Origin of the sequence: Chryseobacterium daecheongense, from assembly GCA_027920525.1 — a bacterium.
Classification (GTDB): Bacteria; Bacteroidota; Bacteroidia; order Flavobacteriales; family Weeksellaceae; genus Chryseobacterium; species Chryseobacterium proteolyticum.
The window spans coordinates 2,898,170-2,918,750 of the sequence record CP115858.1 but is presented as its reverse complement, the minus strand read 5'-3'; the positions used below and the strand labels follow the sequence as shown (position 1 = coordinate 2,918,750).

Genomic DNA, 20,581 nt, shown 5'->3' with positions numbered 1-20,581 from the left:
AAACAGATCGCAGATAGTTTTACACGGTTAAAAAATTTGAAGCGCTTCTTAAATTTTTTGGGAAGTAGAACCTTCAAAAACGGAAGAGAAACATCTGCTTCCCAACCCGGAGTTTTCTTCCGTTTTATCTGGTGATTTAGAAATCAGTTTTGTAAATTTGTTATTGTAACGTTTTGTCTGTCATTGATTTCTGGAGCAAATATCCAACAATGGAGAAAGTGTGTGTTAGAAAGTTTTTGGAAAGTTCTTGGAAACTTTTGTACGGGAAACCGTAATGATTTTATTGATAAACCCTTTAATTTTCCGAATAAAAACTATTGCTATATGTCAAAATTTTTATCCCAGAAAAAAAAGCTACTGGAAGATGTATTTGAAAAGGCATCAAATGAGACAACTGAGAAATCTCCTAGTGGGATTCTAAAATCACTAGAAAGAAGTTTGTTAGATGATTTTAAAGTCAACCTGAGCTATAAAACCTTTGAGACTTATTATAAAACTATTGTTGAAAGTGAGAAAGATTATAATATTAAGCCTGTAATCCTTGATGATTTAAGCAATTATTTAGGATATGATAATTTCAAAAATTATTGTTTAGACTGGAAAACAATAGAATACACAATTAATCAAACGGTCTCTAGAATCGTAATTAATATTATTAATAAGCCAATTCTTGCAATGCCAGATTTTATTAAGAAAAATGGGCTTGGGCTTGTAGAAATGGCGTTTGTTATTTTTTTGGTTACAGGAGGGGTTATTTTTTCAAATAATAAGAAATACGATGATGGAATGATACATTCTTTAGGGATTATGTCTGGAGGCAAGCTTGATGTGGAAAAGAATTATATGTATTGGGATGGAGATAGATATATTGCCACAGATAGCAGTGATCTTGGTCCTCAATTGAAAGTGGTTGCAATGAATCCACATGATTTTAGATATTTTAAGCGGATTAATAGACCTGATACACTTAATGTTGATAATAGCTTAGGTAAAGTATGGTATGATAAAAGTAAAAATCATGTAGAATTTTTTACAAGTTATGGGAAACATCCTAAAAATGAAAAAGCTTTAAAAGATGTTTCTGAAGGAATATTAGAGAATTATGCAGGTCAAAATGCTAAATTGGAAGAATGAATTTTTTTCACAATTATTTAAAATTCCCTTAAATCAATTCCAAAAATAATCTTCTAATTTTCGGGTTATTTTTACCATGTTAAAAAAAGGAATTCTCTCCACTTTACTTTTTGCTTTTACTTATTTATCTGCCCAACAAAATCCGGTGCAGATTGCTTTTCTTTCGGATGTGCATTTTCAGGATGTATATGGAAGTTTTTCGGATCATGATTTTAAAGGGATTGTTAATCCTAAAACAGGAAAAGCAACCATTTTGAGGACAATGGATGCTCAATTGCATTCCACACGAGTTTTTAATGAAAATTATTTTGCCTTTCTGAAAGCGCTGGATGATATTGCTGCGAAAGGAATTAAGATTGTTGCCATGCCCGGTGATTTTTCGGATGACGGGCAAGCGTACAATATACGCGGGTTGCAACGGATTCTGAGGACGTATCATGAAAAGTATGGGATTAATTTTTACATAACAACGGGAAATCATGATCCTGTCGGCCCATTTTATCAGGATGGAGGGAAAGATGATTTTTTAGGAAGCGATGGAAATGCATTGGGGATTTACAGTAATAAAATCCTGTCAAAAAATAAAAGGAATATTATTACGAAGGACATTGCAGAATCGGGGTATCTCGAGATTTTGAATGAACTTAAAGATTTCGGTTTTTACCCGCAAAAAGGGAATCTGTATTGGAGTACTCCTTTTGCCAACTATTCTTATTCCGGCTACTCCTATGATCATGCAATGAAATGTGCCAATTACCCTAACAGGATGTATGAAGTCTCCAAAGGATTTTCAGTCCCTGACTTAAGCTATGTGGTAGAACCGGTAAATGGGGTTTGGATGATGGCTATTGATGGCAACACTTATATTCCCAAGAACCTCAATAAAAGCTCGGATGATCCCGGAAATTATAACGGAGCGAGTATAGGATATAATAATGTTCTGACGCATAAAAAGCATTTGATCCAATGGGTAAAGAAGATTGCAGAAGAAGCTGAAAGAAATGGTAAAACTCTGATTGCCTTTACCCATTACCCGATGATCGATTTTAATGACGGGGCAACAGATGAGATCAAAAATCTTTTAGGAGAGAAGAAATGGCAGCTGGAAAGGGTTCCGGAAGAAGAAGTAGCCAAAGACTTTGCAGATGCCGGGTTGCAGATTCATTTTGCAGGACACATGCATATCAATGATACGGGGATACGGAAAATAGGGGATAAGATGCTGGTGAATATACAGGTTCCTTCTCTTGCAGCCTATTTACCAGGTTATAAAGTGCTTACCATTCATTCACAGGATGTAATGGAAGTAAGGACAGAAGTTTTACATGAAGTCCCTCGTTTTGATGAGTTGTTTCCGTTATACGAAAAGGAATACAAAGCATTGCAAAAAATCCCGGGGAAGCTCCTGTGGAATAAAGAAATCCTGAAAACAAAGTCCTACCATGATTTTATGTTGTTTCATCTTAAGGAATTGGTTCGCCTTCGGATGATCCTGGATGATTGGCCAAAGGATTTTATTGAAAAAGGGAAATCCTTATCAGGGAAAGAATTGCTTTTGCTTTCTGAGGATTCAAAATATACATTGCCTAAAAATATCAATATACATTCGTTCAAAAAATGGAATCTTGAAGATCTGTTGTTCGACCTGTATAAATTCCAGTCTGCTGATGAACTTGCACGAAAGGATATTTCGAAGGAAAGGTGGATGCAATATCAGGTTCTGGTAAAATCTTTTGAGCAAAATCAATCGAAGGATCCTTTTATATTAAAGCTAAAATCTGTCTTCAGGATCTTATCCCTGCTTTCAAACGGAGATCCGGCTGATCATTTTGAAATTGATTTGAAAAAGCAATCAGTAAAAAAACTGTAGAGGAATCTTATGTTGAATGGCTGAATCATGCTTCTCAAACCTTCGTTATTAAAAGATTTTTTAAAATAAAAAGAAAGCAACCTTATGCTAAGACTGCTTTTCTTTGATATGAATGTGAACTTGTGTAATTATTGTCCGTTTACCGGATTTTTTCTTTCATAAGTATTATTTTCAAAACTTACCTTATAATCTGATTTAAAAAGCCTGCTGGGTAAGTAATAATCTGTTGAAATTATTTGTGCCCCGCTTGCTTTGGCTTTTTCAAACCTTGAATAATCTCCGGCTCTCGCTTCCATAGTATCTGCATCTGCCCTGGTGCGGATAATATATCCTTTTAGTACGAGTTCCCGGATTTCAGGACCGGGATCATTCCTGAACAATACTGCAGCTTCCGGGGTTCCGGGTACTGAATTAGTGAATATCATCCTTCCCGATAAAGAAGCGTGTCCCTTGATATAGAGATCCCTGTTTTCTCCGTCGTTATCCAGCACAAAAAGAAACTTTCCTTTGGCATTTTTTACGGTCGGCCAGTTCTTGTGAAGGACTGCTTCGTTCAATGTGGTATAGGATCCGCGAATATCATCCGGGGTGATGATCTTGTTTTTACCGAGGTACTTTTTAAGCTCGTTATCAAGGTCATCGAATAATTGGCTTGTATAGTGCTCCGGTTCGGTTCCGAATGTGTTGGCTCCGCCATCTTTAGGTTCCAGGGTAATGAATATAGGGTCGTGATCAGGGTGTGCGTCGGACCATTTTTTAAGATCCTTTAAACACTCTTCAAGTGTGTAATACCAGGTCTGATAATCAATATCCGTAATATGGATCATTTTGTATCCCGGCTTTTTCATTTTCCCTTCCGGATCAAAAGGTTGTTTTGTTTTGACAAGATCTAAAATTTTCGGGTGGGCATATTTTCCGCCTTTGCTGTCTGCATACACATCAAGTTCGAGGTTCCGTAATCCTAAATCCAGCTGTTCCGGGATCGCGATATGCTCGTATTGAATTTTAGGCAGGGAATGTAATGAATCTTTTTTTGCCAGAAAATCATACACCTCAGGAAGGATTGCTTTCTTATAGCTGTTATGGGAGCCGATCACCTGGATTTCATTCATCTTTACATCATCCAGATTCTGTCTCTGTGCCCATAGCAAAAAATAGGGTGATAAGGATAACAGAAAAACGGCAGCCTTTTTCATAATAACTCAAATTTTGTCATGGCGAAATTAGCGACTCTTGTCCTTAGATAATTTATATATTATGTTAATAAATTTTTAAGATTATGTAAATACGGTAAAAGATACTGTTTGTAAGACTCTGAAAGTTAAAACGATATTATTTTCTCATTTTGGGATATTTATATTTTGTTGATCTTAAGATAATATTATGTTAAAATAGTTTTTGGGGAAATGAATTTACTTTGTATGCCGAAAATAAGCTGTGAAAAGAGTTGAAAAAAACCACTGTTGCGGGAACAACAGCGGCTTTTTACTAAGCAAATGTTTATTACAATTTACTTAATGATATGTACCACAAAATTAATTTTTTTAAATTTAAAAAGCTAATTCCAATAGCGTTAATCTTTCTGGTGGCCAATCAGGCCAATGCAGAGGGGTTTACGACCATTAGCCCTGTTTACTCGCAGGTAAATGAGACGATTTCCGGAGTTGTTCTGGATCAGGAAGGATCACCGGTTGAGGGGGCAAAAATTATGGTTGCAGAAACGGGAGCTACAGCCATCTCAGATGCTTCAGGAAATTTTAGCATTTCTGCTACTATCGGACAAACATTATCAGTCTCTTATGACGGTTATGAAGTTCAGAAGATAAAGATCGACGGAACTTCTGTTTCTGTACGGCTAAAATCCAAAAAAGCAGCAACTTCTATCGAAGAGGTAACTTTAGTAGGTTATGGATCCCAGAAAAAATCTGATTTAACAGGAGCTGTCAGCCAGTTGAAGGCTGAAAACTTCAAAGAAGGAATGAACATTTCTGTGGATAACCTGATGCAGGGAAAGATTGCCGGTGTTCGTATAGTTCAGTCAAGCGGTGAACCGGGGGCCGGAGTGAACGTATCTATTCGTGGGATCGGTTCAATAAGGAGTGGTAGTACTCCTTTATTTGTTGTAGATGGTGTTCCTTTAAGTAATGATGCGGTGAGTGCAACAAGCCCGAATGTAGGTTTAGGAAATGCACAGGCAAAAAATCCATTAAACTTTCTGAATACCAGTGATATCGAATCAATCACCGTCTTAAAAGATGCTTCGGCTGCTGCCATTTATGGAGCCCGGGGATCGAATGGAGTTGTTTTGGTCACCACGAAAAGAGGAAAGAGAGGAGAACCTATGTTTACCTATGATACCTATCTTGGTTTTTCTTCTGTTATTAAGAAGCTGGATCTGCTAACGGCAGATCAGTACAGAGCTGCCGGAGTTGATAAGCTTTATGATCACGGAGGAAATACGGATTGGCAGGATGAGATCTATAGAAACGCGGTGTCTCAGAATCACTCGGTATCATTTTCAAAAGCTACGGAAACAGGAAATTATTTTGCTTCCATTTCTCACATGGATCAGGACGGTATTGTTCTCAACAGTGGTTTTAAAAGAACAACTGCCCGTCTGAATGCAGAAGAGTCTTTTTTTGACAATAAAAGGCTAAAGGTTAAAGTAAACCTTACGGCAAGTGACATCAGGGAAACAGGAATCCCGAACGGAGGTAATGCAGGATCGGATGGTCAAGTCATTATTCATGCCCTGATGGCGAACCCAACCCGTTCTGTTTATGATCAAAACGGGAACTTCACTAATTTTAATATGAACGCTCATTATAATCCATTATATCTGTTAAGTGTTTATAATGACAAGACCAATACCTTCAGGGTTTTGGGAAATACAGAGGCAACTTTAAGGATCTTGCCGGGATTGAATTATAAATTCAATTTAGGGATCGATAAAACAATGTCGGAGAGAAACACCACTATGTATCCGAATATTACCGACAGAACTCCCAAAGGAATGTATGTTCAGGCCAATCTTGATTCTTATAATATTCTGTTGGAACATTACTTAACCTATGATCTTAGTTTAAATAAGCATAATTTCAGTTTGCTGGGAGGTTTTTCATATCAGAAATTCAAATCTACAGGAACTTATTTCGGAGTAAAGGATATTGCTGCTCAGGGAGCGGGAATTGCACCGGAAATTAATCCGGGATATTCAGGAACGGCATTTATTCCCGGAGCGGGATATGCGCAGGAAAATGAATTGCAGTCCTATTTCGGAAGGGTAAATTATAATTTTGATAAAAAGTATTTACTAACAGCTTCATTACGAGCAGACGGTTCCACTCGTTTTGGTAAAAATAATAAATACGGATATTTCCCTTCATTTGCGGTGGGGTGGACGGTTTCCAATGAAAATTTCTTAAAGGACTCTCAGATCATCAATGAATTAAAATTAAGAGGTAGCTGGGGACAAACCGGTAACCAGGAAGTTCCGAACAAAATTACACAAGCGAGTTCTTCATTAACACAAGCTGCGGGATATTATCTGTATGATAACTTAAATCTGATCAACGGAGTGGCCATCAATAGAACGGTAAATCCTGACCTGAAATGGGAAGTTGTGGAGCAGACCAATATTGGGACAGATTTCAGTCTATGGAAAAATAAATTGTACGGATCATTGGAATATTATCATAAGACGACGAAAGATCCTATTTTAAATATTCCTTCAAGACCTTTGAGCCCAACAAGCACTGTTTGGAAGAATGTTGATGCACAGATTGTCAATAAAGGTTTTGAATTCAGCTTAGGTTCAGAGATCATCAAAAATGAAAATTTTACATGGAACCTTGATGTGAACGGGGCGACAGTGAACAATGTTGTAAAAAATCTTCCGGTATCAGCGATTTACTCCGGTGAAGTTTCGGGACCGGGGCTTTCCGGGGTAACGGCGAATATTTACAAAAACGGGTATGAGGCGGGTTCTTTCTATATGTTGAATTATCTCGGTGTTGATGCCAACGGAAAATATATCTATGAAGATATTAACGGAGACGGAAGAATCGATCAGAATGACAGAAAAATTTTCGAAGGAGCTATACCCAATTTTACCTTCGGGATCAATTCTTATATGAAATACAAGCGATTTGATTTTGCATTCTCTTTCATCGGACAAACCGGAGGCTATCTCGTTAATAATACGGCGCTTGACCTGAATATCAATAACCTAGCCTCAGACAGGAATGTTTTGAAAAATTTCTACGATTCGGGAGCAAGTTTCACCAATCAGCCCCAACTGTCCTCTTTGTATCTTGAAAAATCCGATTTCCTTCGTTTGAACAACGTAAGGCTAGGATATACTTTCGACATGGGACAACTGAAATTTTTAAAGAGCATTAATCTCTACGTAAGCGCACAAAATTTATTTACCATCACCAGTTATTCGGGATATGATCCTCTTGTTGATACGAACAAACAAGTAGGAGGGAACCAGTCTCTGGGAATCGACTATACAACATATCCGTCTGCCAAAACATTCATTTTGGGGGCAACTGTTAAATTTTAATTTGAGTTAAAGAAATCATGAGATCTAATTTTTTAAATATTAATAAAATTATTTTATCCATTGCTGCATTGGCCTTAATGGGATGTACAAATCTGGATGAAAAAGTAATCGATGAGGTTCTGGGTTCTGAAGTTGCAGATCCAGAGGCTGCTTTGGCTGCTGCTTACAGCCAGCTTGGCGAAGGAACTTTTGTGGACCATGGAAGTGTTTTTGCTTTGCAGGAATATTCTACGGATGAAGCCATTCTTCCTACGAGAGGAAGTGACTGGGGAGACGGAGGAAAGTGGAGAGCTATGCACGAATTTACTTGGGATGCCAACAGTGACGTGGTTAAAACGACATGGAACCAGCTGAACTTCGGGATTACCAAATCTTTAACGGCAATATCGAGCGCTAACAAAAGTACAGGAGCCAATAAAGCATTATTTTTAGCAGAAGCAAAAGGATTATTGGCATATTATACTTATACAACCATCGATTTATTTGGACAAGCTCCTTACAGGGATCCGGATAATATCAATGCCCCGATTGTGATCAGAAAGGCAGATACTACAATTGATGCTTTAATCACTGAAGTAACAGGGCTTATTCCCAATTTAGCAGATATTAAAACTCAGAATACCCATGCAGGAAGGTTTACAAAGCAAGCCGCCTATGCACTTTTGGCAGATATGTACCTGAACAGGGCAGTTTTAAAAAACAAAACGGCAGGTACTTTCAATTTTACAGAGCAGGCTGTGAATGGGGGAGGAAATGATATGGATAAAGTGATTGAATATTGTAACTTATTGATTAATAATCCTAACTTTAGCTTAGAGTCTAATTATTTTCACAATTTTGATATCAATAATGATACGAGCAAGGAGATGATCTTTACTATTGTTCAGAAAAAAATAGCCAGTTCAGACAAGGGTTCGGATAACGATTTAGCGTATATGTCAATGGAAAGGAGCCAGAAGCCTTCACCGGATAACAGAGGAACAAATGCATCATGTGTCACTCCTGAATTCTATTACTCATGGAACGGGAATCATGATGACCCCCGTTTTCAAAGAACCTATCAATATGAAGACGGAACATGGTTCAGAAATGACGGAACTGATGTGAGCGTGCCTTCAACAAGTAAAGTGGAAGGAACAGGAAAACCATGGTTTCATTTTAACAGAGGACTGCAGGTGGGTCAGCAATATGGGCCTAAAATTCTTCAAAATGGAAATTTCGATATGACCGCAGATGGAAGAATTAAAGTGTTTAAGTTGTTTACAGAAAAAAACACAACGCTTGCTGCAGATTTTACTCCTGAACTAAATTTTGATAACCCTTCTGAGGCTGTATTTACGCAGGCGCAGATCAACAGAGGAGTAAGAAATTTTAAATTTGAATTTGATCCGGGCTATGGAAACAACGGAACAAGCGGAATGGACGTCCCATTATACAGATTGGGAACAATCTATATGATGCGTGCAGAAGCCTATTTCAGAAATGGAAATATAGCAGCAGCGTTAGCCGATGTTAATAAATTAAGAACCAGCAGGACCCGCGAATCTTTATACAATAATGCTCCGGGTGTTGCGATTGCTTCTCTTGATGCAAATACTTTATTTAAAGAGTCCGGCTATGAACTGTATTGGGAGATGTACAGAAGGAAAGCGATGATAAGATTTGGGAAATTCGATCTTCCGGGAACGGCTAAGTCAGCGTCCCAACCTTACAGAAGAATTTTCCCGATTCCTCAGGCAACACTTGATGCATCAAATGATTTTACACAGAATCCGGGTTACTAGTTTTCTCATATAAATGATTATTTTCTGCAAAGAAAAGCGAAGAGATTATTCTCTTCGCTTTATTTTTTTATTCAGCATTCAACATGTTCAGTTCTCCGAAATGTTTTTTGAATTTTTGAATTTTAGGGCCTACCACAGCACTGCAATAAGGTTGTGTAGGATTTTCATTGTAATACCCCTGGTGGTATTGCTCAGCAGGCCAGAACTTATCGAATTTCGTTAATTCGGTAACATATTCTCCGGACCATCTCCCTGATGCTTCAGATACCCTGATGGCTTCTTCTGCTTTTTGCTTTTCCGCATCATCTTTATAGTAAATAACAGAACGGTATTGTGTTCCGATGTCATTTCCCTGCCTGTTAAGCTGTGTAGGATCATGAAGGAAAAAGAATACATCCATCAATTGTTCGTATGAAATGATCTTAGGATCATAAGTGATCTGTACTACTTCTGCATGACCTGTATTTCCTGTACATACTTCTTCGTAGGTCGGATTCTCTTTATGTCCTCCTGAATAGCCTGAAATTGCAGATTTTACACCCTTTAGCATGTTGAAACAGCTTTCTACACACCAGAAGCATCCACCGCCGAAAGTAATCTGTTCTAAATTATTGTTATCCATTGTAGGTTGATTGTTTGAATTACCGGTTTCTTTATCTATCCTATACTATAAAGGATATCAAAAAGCTAATCAAAAATATGAAAAACTTTTTCATTTTTTACGGGAACTGTCATGAGAATTTGTACATATTGCTCGTGATTTGCAGCGAGCCGAAAATCAAATATTCCGGATAATATAGGACAAAATAAAAAGCACCCTTAAAGGATGCTTGATTATATCTTTAAATAGCGTCAGATTATTTTTCCCAAACCAAGGCACTTGCCCCCAAAATAGCAGCATCCGCTTCATCAAGTTCGCTGAAAACCAATTTAACTTTATTTCTGAAAATCGAAAGAAGGTTTCTTTCCATATGAAGTTTTGCAGGTTTCAGGATAAAATCTCCGGCTTTAATAACTCCACCAAATAAAAGAATCGCCTCAGGAGATGAGAACATAACAAAATTAGCCAATGCCTCCCCTAATTTCTGTCCCGTGTATCTGAATACTTCGATAGCAATAGGATCTCCTTTTAATGCACATTCATGAACCGTTTTAGAATTGATCGCCTCTTCAGGATACTGGTTCAACAGGGATTCAGGAAATTCAGCCCTCATTTTTTTAGCAGTGATTGCAATTCCTGTGGCGGAGGCATACGCCTCAAGACTTCCTTCAGAACCGGTACTCCAATGCTTTCTTCCTCCCGGTTTCACAATGGTATGTCCGAGTTCACCGGCAAAACCATCATGTCCGTAGATCAGCTTTCCACTGGCCACGATACCGCTTCCTACGCCTGTCCCTAAAGTGATCATGATAAAATCTTTCATTCCTCTTGCTGCTCCGAAAAGCATTTCACCATAAGCTGCAGCATTAGCATCATTGGTAATGGTACAAGGCAGATTGAATTTGGCTGTCATTAATTCAGCAAAAGGAACAACTCCCTTCCAGGGAAGATTGGGAGCCTGCTCTATGGTTCCGGTGTAATAGTTCCCGTTAGGAGCACCTACACCAATGCCATCGAAATTTTTTTCATTGCCGTACTTTTCAATCAGAGGGTGAACCTTTTCATGCAGGGCTTCGATAAAATCTTCAACCTTTTCATATTCATCCGTTCTCAGATGCCCTTTTTCAAGGACCTCTCCTCTGTGGTTTACCACTCCAAACTTTGTATTGGTACCACCAATATCAATTCCTATGGCAACATGTTTTGATAAATCTATTAATGACATTTTCTATTCTAATAATTCTAAAGGGTTAAAATTATAAAAAAGATTGTATTAATGGATTATTAACGAAGAATTTATTAAAAAAAGTTTTCAGGCCGTTTTGGGTGTTTTCTTTTTTCTTCTTCCCCACCATACGAGGAAGCCAGTCACTGGTAATGAGGCACATATGAGACTTACAACAAAGGCAATGATTTTTGTAGGAAGCCCCAATATGGATCCGACGTGGATATCATAATTTGCTCCCACTACTTTTTCTCCGAAATTTTTGTCTTTAGGATCGTGAGTGTGAAGAAGTTCACCTGAGTTTTCATCAAAAATTAAGCTGCTGCTTTTATGATAAGAATAGGATAGGTGCTTTACGTATACTTCAAAATTAGGATGCTCGTGATCATCCATATGTTCGTGCCCGAGATCTATAGAAAAACCAAAGGAATCCGGATATTTCTCTTTAACAGTATTGCTTATTTTATCGAGTGTGGTTTCTGTTCTCTGCTCTATCGGGGCCTTTGTCTTGATATGGGAAAAATCAGGATAAACGGTACTTCCTCCTGAAAAGATCACATAGATTGCTGCCTGAACAAAAAAGAAGGCATAAAATAAACCGGTAATAGAGAATATTAAAGCGAAAACGGAGGCGTAAAAACCTAGTACATTGTGAAGATCATAGTTCTTTCTCTTCCAGCTTTTGATATTTTTCCATTTGAAAGAAAAACGTTGTTTCCTCGCCGCTTTATTTTTAGGCCACCACAATACGATCCCCGTAATCAGCATGATGACGAATATAATAACGGGAATCCCAACAAGGTATTTTCCCCAGTCCTGTTTCAATAAAAAGCTCCAGTGGATCATTTTTACGATCTGGAAGAATCCGTTTTTTTCGTCATACGTTCTTAAAACTTTTCCTGTGTAAGGATTTACGTAAGCCGCTTTATAGACAGGATATTCGTCAAAGTAATTCCAGGCATCGGTGTTGTGTTCGTACCAATAGAAAATGTATGACATCTTCTTATCAACAGGAATGTTAACCCAGTGAACAGGATATTTCTCTTTTACCTGTTCGGTAACTGATTTTTCCAGCACCCTGATCGGCATGATCTGTTTTTGATCTATATTTTGCTCGTTATGATAGATAACATCTTTTCGGGTAACGTTTTCAATCTCATCCTTAAAAACATATAATGCTCCGGTGATGGAAATAATGAAAATTAAAAAGCCGATTCCCAGTCCAAACCACAAATGCAGTTTAGCAGACCACTTTTTAAAAAATCCGGGCTTTTTTTTATGGTGATGTTTCTTCTTCATATCGTAACAGAAAGTCGTGCAAAGATAACACTTAACTTTTATTTAGATTAATTAAAATTTATATTCGATCATGAAAGTTCCTCTCATCCCTAAAGAATTGATGAAGTCACTATCTCTTGCAGACCACCATGCGATAGAAGGTTGGTAGAGTTTATTGAAAAGGTTTTCTATTCCTAAAGAAACTTTCCAGTTATTATTGACTTCATAGCTGGACTTAAAATTGAAAACAGTGTAATCCGGAACCCGACCTTCACCGTAAGCATATAATCCTGTTTTTGTATTAGGCTCGAACCTGTCCTGTTTAAAGGCATGAAGCATATCAAGTCCTAAAGATAGTGCCTTCACAGGCCTTACCTGAACATAAGCCAGGACCTTCGGAGCAGAAATTCTGCTGTTGTTGATTTTTGCAGAATAATCCCCGTCATTTTTTATAGAAGTAATGCCTTCCATCCAGCTGTAGCTTCCACCGAAATTAATCCATCGGGTAGGCGTGAAATGTAAAAATCCTTCTACTCCATATACTACTTCGGGAGACCTTTGAATGGTTAAAGCACGGTCCGGGCTCTGAACAAATGAAGCTCCTAATTTTGAAGTACTTACATAAGATGTAATTTCGTAATTGATCCATTTGGAAATCTGACCTGTGGCTCCCAATTCATAATTGTTAACAATAATAGGTTTGGTTTCGAGGTTTTGTATAGTTCCTTCCGTAGATGTCCTGAGGATCCTGCCCAGTTCATTAATCGAATAGGCTTGTGAAAAGCTTCCGAATAAATTGATATAATCTTCAATATTATAACGCACCCCAATGTTTCCTACAAAGGCGTTGTACTTTAAGTCTCCGCCGGTAACAAAAATACTTTTTGTGAATGTGCCGTCGTTTTTAATGGATGAGAGAGTATTGAAATCACCTACCTTAACTTTTATATTCTCATAACGGACACCTCCTTTAATGGTAAGCTTTTTTAAAAGATCAATTTTAATAAGTGCAAAAGGAGCAATGTTGGTCATGTCCATGTCCGGAGTCCAGTAACGGCCATCTTCAAGCTTCTGTACGGTTTGATCATTAAGTATATCGACTCCGTAAATAACTTCTGCCTGGGAGTTTTTCGTATTCCACAATTGAGTATCAAGATTAATACGGGCACCTTTTTTCTTGGAAATAACGTTGGACTGCCCTCCGTTCAGGAATGTATCACTGTATCCATACACTGTTCTGAAGTCCTGATAATAAAGGTTTACATTCAATGATGTCCCTTCAAACAGGTTTTTATTATCGTAGCTTAATTTATAGTTATGGTTTCTTGGTGTTCCCTGTGGAGTAGTTTCAAGATTTTTCCCCCTTCCTTCACCGATTGTTGGAGTAACTCCGTATTTTCCGGTTTTTAATCCTAAATCCAGATCTGATTTCGAAGCATATCCTAAATATGAAGCCTCAATTCTTTGATTAGGGGTAAGGTTATATCCCAGTTTCAGCATTCCGTTGTAATTGTCCATTTTTGCCGTACTGTAGGTAGGGCTGAGGTTTACACCGTCAGCATCCTTCAGGTATCCCGTTCTTTCGTAAGCCAATGAAGCTACATAATCAAATTTGTCTGTGATCTTTCCGGATAAAAGCTGGCTTGCCCTGAATCCTAATGTCCCGCCATAAGGCTGACCTGTAATTCCGATCTGTGAAAGACCTGAAATCTTTTGATCCGCTCTGCTTCTTTTGGTAATATAATTAATGATACCTCCGTCCGCTCCGTTTCCATATATGGACGAAGCACCTTTAATAACCTCGATCCTTTCAATAACCGACGGATCAATAGATCTTATATCCCTTGCTCCGTTTCTAAGTGGAGTGGACTGTGGAACCCCGTCAATAAGTACCAATACCTGGCGGCCTCGGAGGGTTTGTCCTGAATTGGAAGTTTGTCCCGAACTTGGTCCCAAACTTGGAACAGTATATTGAAGGATACTGGTAATATCCGAATTAACCGTCAATTGAGATTGTACCTGCTTTTCCCCGACAATGGTAATAGAGCTAGGAACTTCCTTGATATTTTCTTTTTTTCTTGAAGCCGTAAGTACAACTTCTTCAACATTCCTGGTTTGTAGTGTATCTTTAACTTGTGCAAAAGCAGTCACTGTTCCCAGGCATGCTACTGATAAAAAAGCTTTTTTCATTATATTTTTTTCCCTTGTTTCTTTCTTTTTCCCCACCATACCATAAATCCGGTAACAGGTAAAGATGTGCAGATAAGCCCTGCAATAAACCAAATGATCTTTCCCGCCAGGCCGAAATAAGAACCTGTATGGATGTCATAGTTGGCATTGGAATATTTCTCTGCAGCAGATAAATTCTGATGAGGTCGGTTTGCCAATAGTTTTCCGGAGTACTTATCGAATATGAGAACATTTCTTTCGCTGTACCTTCCGTCCTGCTGATAAATGGTTACCGGAATGTTCTTCAGTTCTTTTCCTTTTTTATTCTTTCCGTTCAGAGGAATTCTGAAACTTGAAGAAGACGCATATATTTTTCTCGTTTCATCGGCTGCCAGATCAAAAACTCTATTGTTTTTTGCCAGTAGCGAATCCGGAGACTTGGGTTGCTTTTCTTTTGGAAGTTCAAATGATCCGGATAAAGTGAAATTGAAGGCATTTTTAACGTAAGGGTAGGTAAAGTAAATACCGGTAATCGCCATAAGTAAAGCAATAAACGAGGAATAAAACCCCAGAACATTGTGGAGGTCATAGTTTTTCCGTTTCCAGGTTTTTACATTTTTCCAGTTAAACCAGAAGCGCCCTTTTCTTGCTTTTTTATTTTGAGGCCACCATAATACAATTCCTGTGATCAGCATTACAATAAAAAGAACCACCGGAATTCCCACCACATATTTTCCCCAATCCGATTTCAGAAGAAGACTCCAGTGAATATATTTTAAAATGGTAAAGACATCATATTTTTCATCATAAACAGCCAGGATTTCACCGGTATACTGATTAACAAAAACCTGCTTATTGATCAATACTTCCTGAAAATAATTCCATCCCTTTTTCCCTTTTTTATAATATAAAAAACCATAAGATTTTCCTTTATCCATTGGGATTTCAACAGAACTCAAAGGATATTTTTCGTTAAGTTCCAATGTTACTTTTTCACGGAGAAGGCTAATTGGTAAAGGTTGTTCCCGAATGGTTTCTCTTTTGAGTTCTATAGCATCTTTTCGGATTATATTCTGGATTTCATCCTTAAAAACATATAAAGTTCCGGAAAGGGAAACAATGAATACGATCAAACCCACAGATAAGCCGAACCACAAATGCAGCTGGGCAGACCACTTTTTTGTAGTGGATGGTTTCTTCTTATGATGATGTTTTTTACGCATAGAAAAAAGTTAACCGGAAAAAACCGATTAACCTTTATTTATTTAAAATTTATACCCTATTGAGAGTCTGAAATTTCTCGGAGCTTCAGCTTGATAATAATAACCTCCTCGTTGAGTATTATCTACCATCGTAAAGTTAATGCTGCTTCCGCTATATAGATATCTGTTGAAAACATTAAATACATTCAAACCAACTCTGAATTTTGTATTTTCCCAAGACAATCCTGCATCAAATTTAAGATAGTCATTCATTTGTAATGGAGCGTTAGTACTTCCCCAATTCCATGTACTTCTTCCTCCCAGAAATGTTCCTCCGAAGCTTAGCCCAAAACCTTCTAAATCACCTTGTGTAAAAGTATAATTTAGCCAGCCATTTACAGTATGTTTTGCAAACCCAGGAACTTTATCACCCTTATTACTTAATGGTGTTGTTTCTGTAAATTTATTTTCTGTGAATGCATAATTAAATATTGCATTGAATCCTCTTACAATTTCCCCTTTAAGATCAAACTCTACTCCTTGTACTCTCGTTTTACCAAGAAAGATTGAGAAAATTCCTGTTGGATCAGTAGGATCACCTCCTATTGCATTATTTTTATTAATATTATATAAAGATAGAGTTGTATTCCATTTTCCGGCAAACCAGTCCCGTTTGAATCCAATCTCTGTACTGTTTCCAGTGATTGGTTTTGCTGTAGTTCCGTCTCTGAATAATCCTGACTGAGGTGAAAAAGCTTGGTCATATAGAGCATATGCTGAAGTATTTGCATCTATGGAATAACTCAAACCAATGCGAGGAGTAATCCTATTTGCTTCAGTTTTTGTTCCATAACTATTTTCTTTAACATTAGTATAGCGTGCTGCTAAAGTTAATCTCAAAGCATCATCTAAGAACCCTAATTCATCTTGTAAATAAACACCTGTATACTCCTGTTCAATTGTTCCATATGGTGTGGCTCTTTCTAATAGAGATTTTCCTTGGTTATCGAAATGAGGATACGAGGTAGGTGGTGTGTATGTAGAAGAATTAAGATCAAATGGTTTTTGTTCTGTATCTAATGCTCCACTTCTTGACCAATCAGCAAGATATTTTTTAGATCCCAAATCTAGTCCTGCTAAAATTTTATGAGATACAGGACCGGTTTTTACATAACCATTTAGAAACGCCTGTCCAAATTTCATTACATTACTTGCCTCCCAAAAATTGAGTGTTCTGATAAATTGAGTGTCAGATATAAATTTACCTGGCCAGATATCACTACCCATAGTATACTCATTTACATAAGTTAACTGTGTAGTTAATTTCCAGTTTTCGTTAAATTTATGTTGTAAATTTAAGTTTACAGTATTGTTAGTAATTTTAGTAGGATCTATTCCAGGGTCGGTTACTGTAAATTCCACTGGTTTTGTACCATATCCTTCAAAACTATATACATAAGCGGAACCAACTTCAGACATTTTAGCTCGTTGATAAATGTATTCTGCCGTTAAAGTTGTTTTATCAGTGAGGTTTACTTTTAATGAGGGATTGATAATGTACCTGTCATTAAATTCATAGTCTCTGAAGCTCTTTTTATTCTGAGCCATTAAATTCAATCGGAATGCTACTTTATCTGTAATTTTTGTATCAATATCAGTCTCTCCTCTGTACATATTAAAGCTTCCAAGCGTTACTCTGGCACTTCCGTTCAATGATTGTCCGGTAGGCTTTTTGGTAACGATATTATAAATACCGCTTGGTTCACCATTTGACATCAGAAAACCGGAAGGGCCTTTGATGAACTCAATATGATCTACAAAGCTCATGTCCTCACTCAGAGGTCCCCAGTTTGAAGTGACATTTACCCCATTCATAAAGGCAGCTGCTCTTGAACCCCTCATGTTAACTCTGGTATACATATCTCCCCAGTGTTCTAACCTTTGTGCTCCGGCAACATTTCGTAATACACCATCGCTTAATGTGGTTACCTGCTGATCTTCTAAAGCCCTGTTCGTAATAATAGAAATGTTTTGAGGAATTTTGATAAGCGCTTCATCTAAACGCATTGAAGAAGAACCTTCTTTTTCTACATATTTTTTATAGTACTTACCGCTTACTACAACCTCTTCAATATCGTTTGATTTAATCGTATCTTTTTTTTCCTGAGCAAATACCATCACAGTTGATAATAAAGCAGCTCCTATTATTACTCTTTTCATTGTTTATAAGATCCTTATGTGTGTTGAATTATTTTGTTAAAATTTATAAGTCAGACGATTGATAGTAACACCGTTGTTCTTTTTGAACATGCCGGCTTGAATATTTCAGCGCCTTGATTGATTATGATCTAACTGTAGATTATAATTTGTTAACTAAAAATTTTTGCAAATATATTGTTTTTAATTATTCTAAATAAATTAGAGTATTGATATTTATCATAAAAATGTTATTTAAAGAATAATAAAAGCCATACTAAATGAAATGACTTTTATTGTGGTGCTTATTATAATTAAATAGAAGAAATTTCTTATTTAGAGGTAAAAGGGATATTAAAATTTGTAAGTAATACTTCCCAGGATATTTGCTAAAGGCTGGGCGTTTGCAGTCGTATATCCATTCCAGTAATGCTCATTTGTAAAATTGTCTACCTTAACTCCTATTCTGAATTTCTTGGTATCGTAAAATGCATTGGCATTTAATACCAGATATTTCGGAAGTATAAATGTTCCCATAGTAGTAGAGTTTACGATTTTATTATCACTCGCGTAATTACCTCCTACACCAAAGCCCAGTCCTTTTAAACCTCCATCTAAGAACTGATAGCTTGCATTAAAATTAACCAACCATGGAGATGATGCCGTTGACGGCCTTCTTCCTATGACCGTATTGTCTGCTTCAGTGTATTTCATATCATTGTAGCTTACTCCGGCGATTACAGAGAAACCTTTGATCAGGTAAGCATTGGCTTCTAATTCGACACCCTGACTTGTTAATGATCCGGCCTGGTTTTGTACAGCCTGCCCGGTTCCTGTCATTTCACCTGTATTAAGAAGGGTGTTCTTTACTTTGATATTATAATAACTTAAAGTAGTAGTAACTCTTCCTTTTATAAGATTCGTTTTGATTCCTCCTTCAAATTGATTGGCTCTTTCAGGAGTAGCTAGGTTGATGTTTCCTGCTTTATCTGAGGTATAATAACCATTACTTGAAAAACTATTTTGATAGTTTCCAAAAACGGAGAACTTGTCCGGAAGTATCTGATAGACAACTCCGAATTTTGGAGACCATGCTCCCTGATTGTAGGAAGAAGCAATGTTTGGTCCTATAATACCACCTTTATAAGCAACACTTTCATATCTTAATGAAGTTAAGATGTTTAACCCGGGCAATGGAGTAATTACATTAGAAATATAGCCGCTGTAGATATCTTTTTTACCGGCACTTTTATAGGTATTGTTTTTTTCAAAATCTTGCGTACTTTGAAGGTTTGCATATATTTCGCTCAGTGTTTGACCATTCATGTTGGAATAATTTCCTCCAAATGGGACCCAATCAAAATTTGTGAACATAAAGAATTGGTTATCATTTATCCTCATATAATCAAAACCGGCTACGGTTCTGTTTCTTACGCTTCCGATTTTAAAATCAGCATTGAAATTCTGCTGAAGTTGGAAATATGTTCTTTTACTGTCTTTGGTAGACTGATCGGCTCTAGTAATTCCTATTTCTGAACCATTATTGGGGTTGGGAGCAAAGTAGAAATAAGGATTGAACCCGTCAGAATAAGAATAGGAAGTACTTACATTGGTAGAGGATTTGATAAAATCATTGATCTTATAATTTACCTGCCCGAAAAAATTTCTGGCTTTTGCTGTTGTTTTAAGATCATTCCCTGTGTATGTTTGCTTGTAATCATATCCTAGCTTTTCCATTTTATCCATGCTGTCAGCTCCCAGTTGTGAACTTGGAAAATAAAAAAAGAAAGCGGTTTCAGGATACGCATTAGTCTCAAACATTTCCAATTCTGCATTGATCTCTAGTTTGTCTGTCGGGCGATAGGTAAGGGAAGGAGTAAATGCATAAAAGGAGTTTTTTGCATTTGGTCTTTGAAAAGTTCCCTGATTGGTATAAGCTGTATTTAATCTGAATAGCAGTTTTTTATCGTTGGTAAGTGGTGTATTTACATCGGCTTGTACCCGGTAGTAGTTATAACTTCCGCCAGCCAGAGAAACTGCTCCTGCAAATTCTTCAAAAGGCTTTTTTGTAATTCTGTTTACTACTCCCCCATATGAAGTTACATTACTCCCGAAGAGGGTAGCAGAAGGTCCTTTTAATACCTCTATTCTTTCTACATTAATAGCATCCATAGATGTGGTGATCGGAGCGACCATTCCATTTCTGATAGAGTTTCCGGCTACAAAACCCCTTAAGTTAAGATAGATTCCGCCATCACCGGCTCTGTTGGTAGCACTCCACATTTTTTGGGCACCTGCGACATTTCTGAATGCGTCATCCACGGTAAATAATAATTGATTTTCCAGAACACCTTTATCAATTGAAGAATATACCTGTGGATCTTCTATAGCTTTTAACGGCATTTTATTAGAATAGTCACTGTCTTTTTTGATATAAGTACTAATGATGACTTCATCAATACTTTTGGTTTTGGTATCTGCCGTGTCTTTTTTTTGTGCAAAAGTTAACATTGAGCCCAGCATTGAAACACCAATCAGTACATTTTTCATGAAAG

General features: G+C 37.2%; 12 protein-coding genes. 4 read left to right on the top strand and 8 right to left on the bottom strand.

Going from position 1 to position 20,581, the window contains the following annotated elements; all coding sequences use genetic code 11:
- The first annotated feature begins 324 nt into the window (after positions 1–324).
- Both PFY10_12825 and PFY10_12820 read left to right on the top strand, forming a co-directional pair.
- Positions 325–1,134, top strand: a complete 810-nt coding sequence (locus PFY10_12825; GenBank protein ID WBV55119.1) for a hypothetical protein — start codon at positions 325–327, stop codon at positions 1,132–1,134.
- Between the two features lie 76 nt (positions 1,135–1,210).
- Entirely contained in the window at positions 1,211–3,004 is a 1,794-nt protein-coding gene (locus tag PFY10_12820) for a metallophosphoesterase (GenBank protein ID WBV55118.1), read from the top strand.
- A gap of 128 nt (positions 3,005–3,132) precedes the next feature.
- Here the strand turns inward: PFY10_12820 and PFY10_12815 are convergent, their stop codons facing one another.
- Positions 3,133–4,200, bottom strand: a complete 1,068-nt coding sequence (locus tag PFY10_12815; protein WBV55117.1) for a phosphatidylinositol-specific phospholipase C1-like protein — start codon at positions 4,198–4,200, stop codon at positions 3,133–3,135.
- A 326-nt stretch (positions 4,201–4,526) separates the two neighbouring features.
- Here PFY10_12815 and PFY10_12810 point away from each other — a divergent pair, with 326 nt between their 5' ends.
- Complete coding sequence (locus tag PFY10_12810; protein ID WBV55116.1) at positions 4,527–7,571, top strand: TonB-dependent receptor; 3,045 nt, start codon at positions 4,527–4,529, stop codon at positions 7,569–7,571.
- 17 nt (positions 7,572–7,588) lie between these two features.
- Positions 7,589–9,355, top strand: a complete 1,767-nt coding sequence (locus PFY10_12805) for a RagB/SusD family nutrient uptake outer membrane protein (protein ID WBV55115.1) — start codon at positions 7,589–7,591, stop codon at positions 9,353–9,355.
- A 67-nt stretch (positions 9,356–9,422) separates the two neighbouring features.
- Here PFY10_12805 and msrA read toward each other — a convergent pair whose 3' ends face one another.
- From msrA to PFY10_12770, 7 genes are all read right to left on the bottom strand, one after another.
- A complete protein-coding gene (gene msrA / locus PFY10_12800; GenBank protein ID WBV55114.1) occupies positions 9,423–9,977 on the bottom strand; it encodes a peptide-methionine (S)-S-oxide reductase MsrA in 555 nt (184 codons plus the stop codon).
- Positions 9,978–10,212: 235 nt separating this feature from the next.
- Entirely contained in the window at positions 10,213–11,181 is a 969-nt protein-coding gene (locus tag PFY10_12795) for an ROK family protein (protein ID WBV55113.1), read from the bottom strand.
- A gap of 87 nt (positions 11,182–11,268) precedes the next feature.
- The gene (locus tag PFY10_12790; protein WBV55112.1) at positions 11,269–12,480 is read right to left on the bottom strand and encodes a PepSY-associated TM helix domain-containing protein; all 1,212 of its coding nucleotides are present in this window, start codon (positions 12,478–12,480) and stop codon (positions 11,269–11,271) included.
- 51 nt (positions 12,481–12,531) lie between these two features.
- On the bottom strand, positions 12,532–14,649 hold the full coding sequence (locus PFY10_12785) for a TonB-dependent receptor (protein ID WBV55111.1): 2,118 nt from the start codon (positions 14,647–14,649) through the stop codon (positions 12,532–12,534).
- Positions 14,649–15,851, bottom strand: a complete 1,203-nt coding sequence (locus PFY10_12780) for a PepSY-associated TM helix domain-containing protein (protein WBV55110.1) — start codon at positions 15,849–15,851, stop codon at positions 14,649–14,651. Before PFY10_12780 ends, PFY10_12785 begins: the two co-directional genes overlap by 1 nt.
- Positions 15,852–15,893: 42 nt before the next feature.
- Complete coding sequence (locus tag PFY10_12775) at positions 15,894–18,050, bottom strand: TonB-dependent siderophore receptor (protein ID WBV55109.1); 2,157 nt, start codon at positions 18,048–18,050, stop codon at positions 15,894–15,896.
- 330 nt (positions 18,051–18,380) lie between these two features.
- A complete protein-coding gene (locus PFY10_12770; GenBank protein ID WBV55108.1) occupies positions 18,381–20,576 on the bottom strand; it encodes a TonB-dependent receptor in 2,196 nt (731 codons plus the stop codon).
- Between the last annotated feature and the right edge of the window lie 5 nt (positions 20,577–20,581).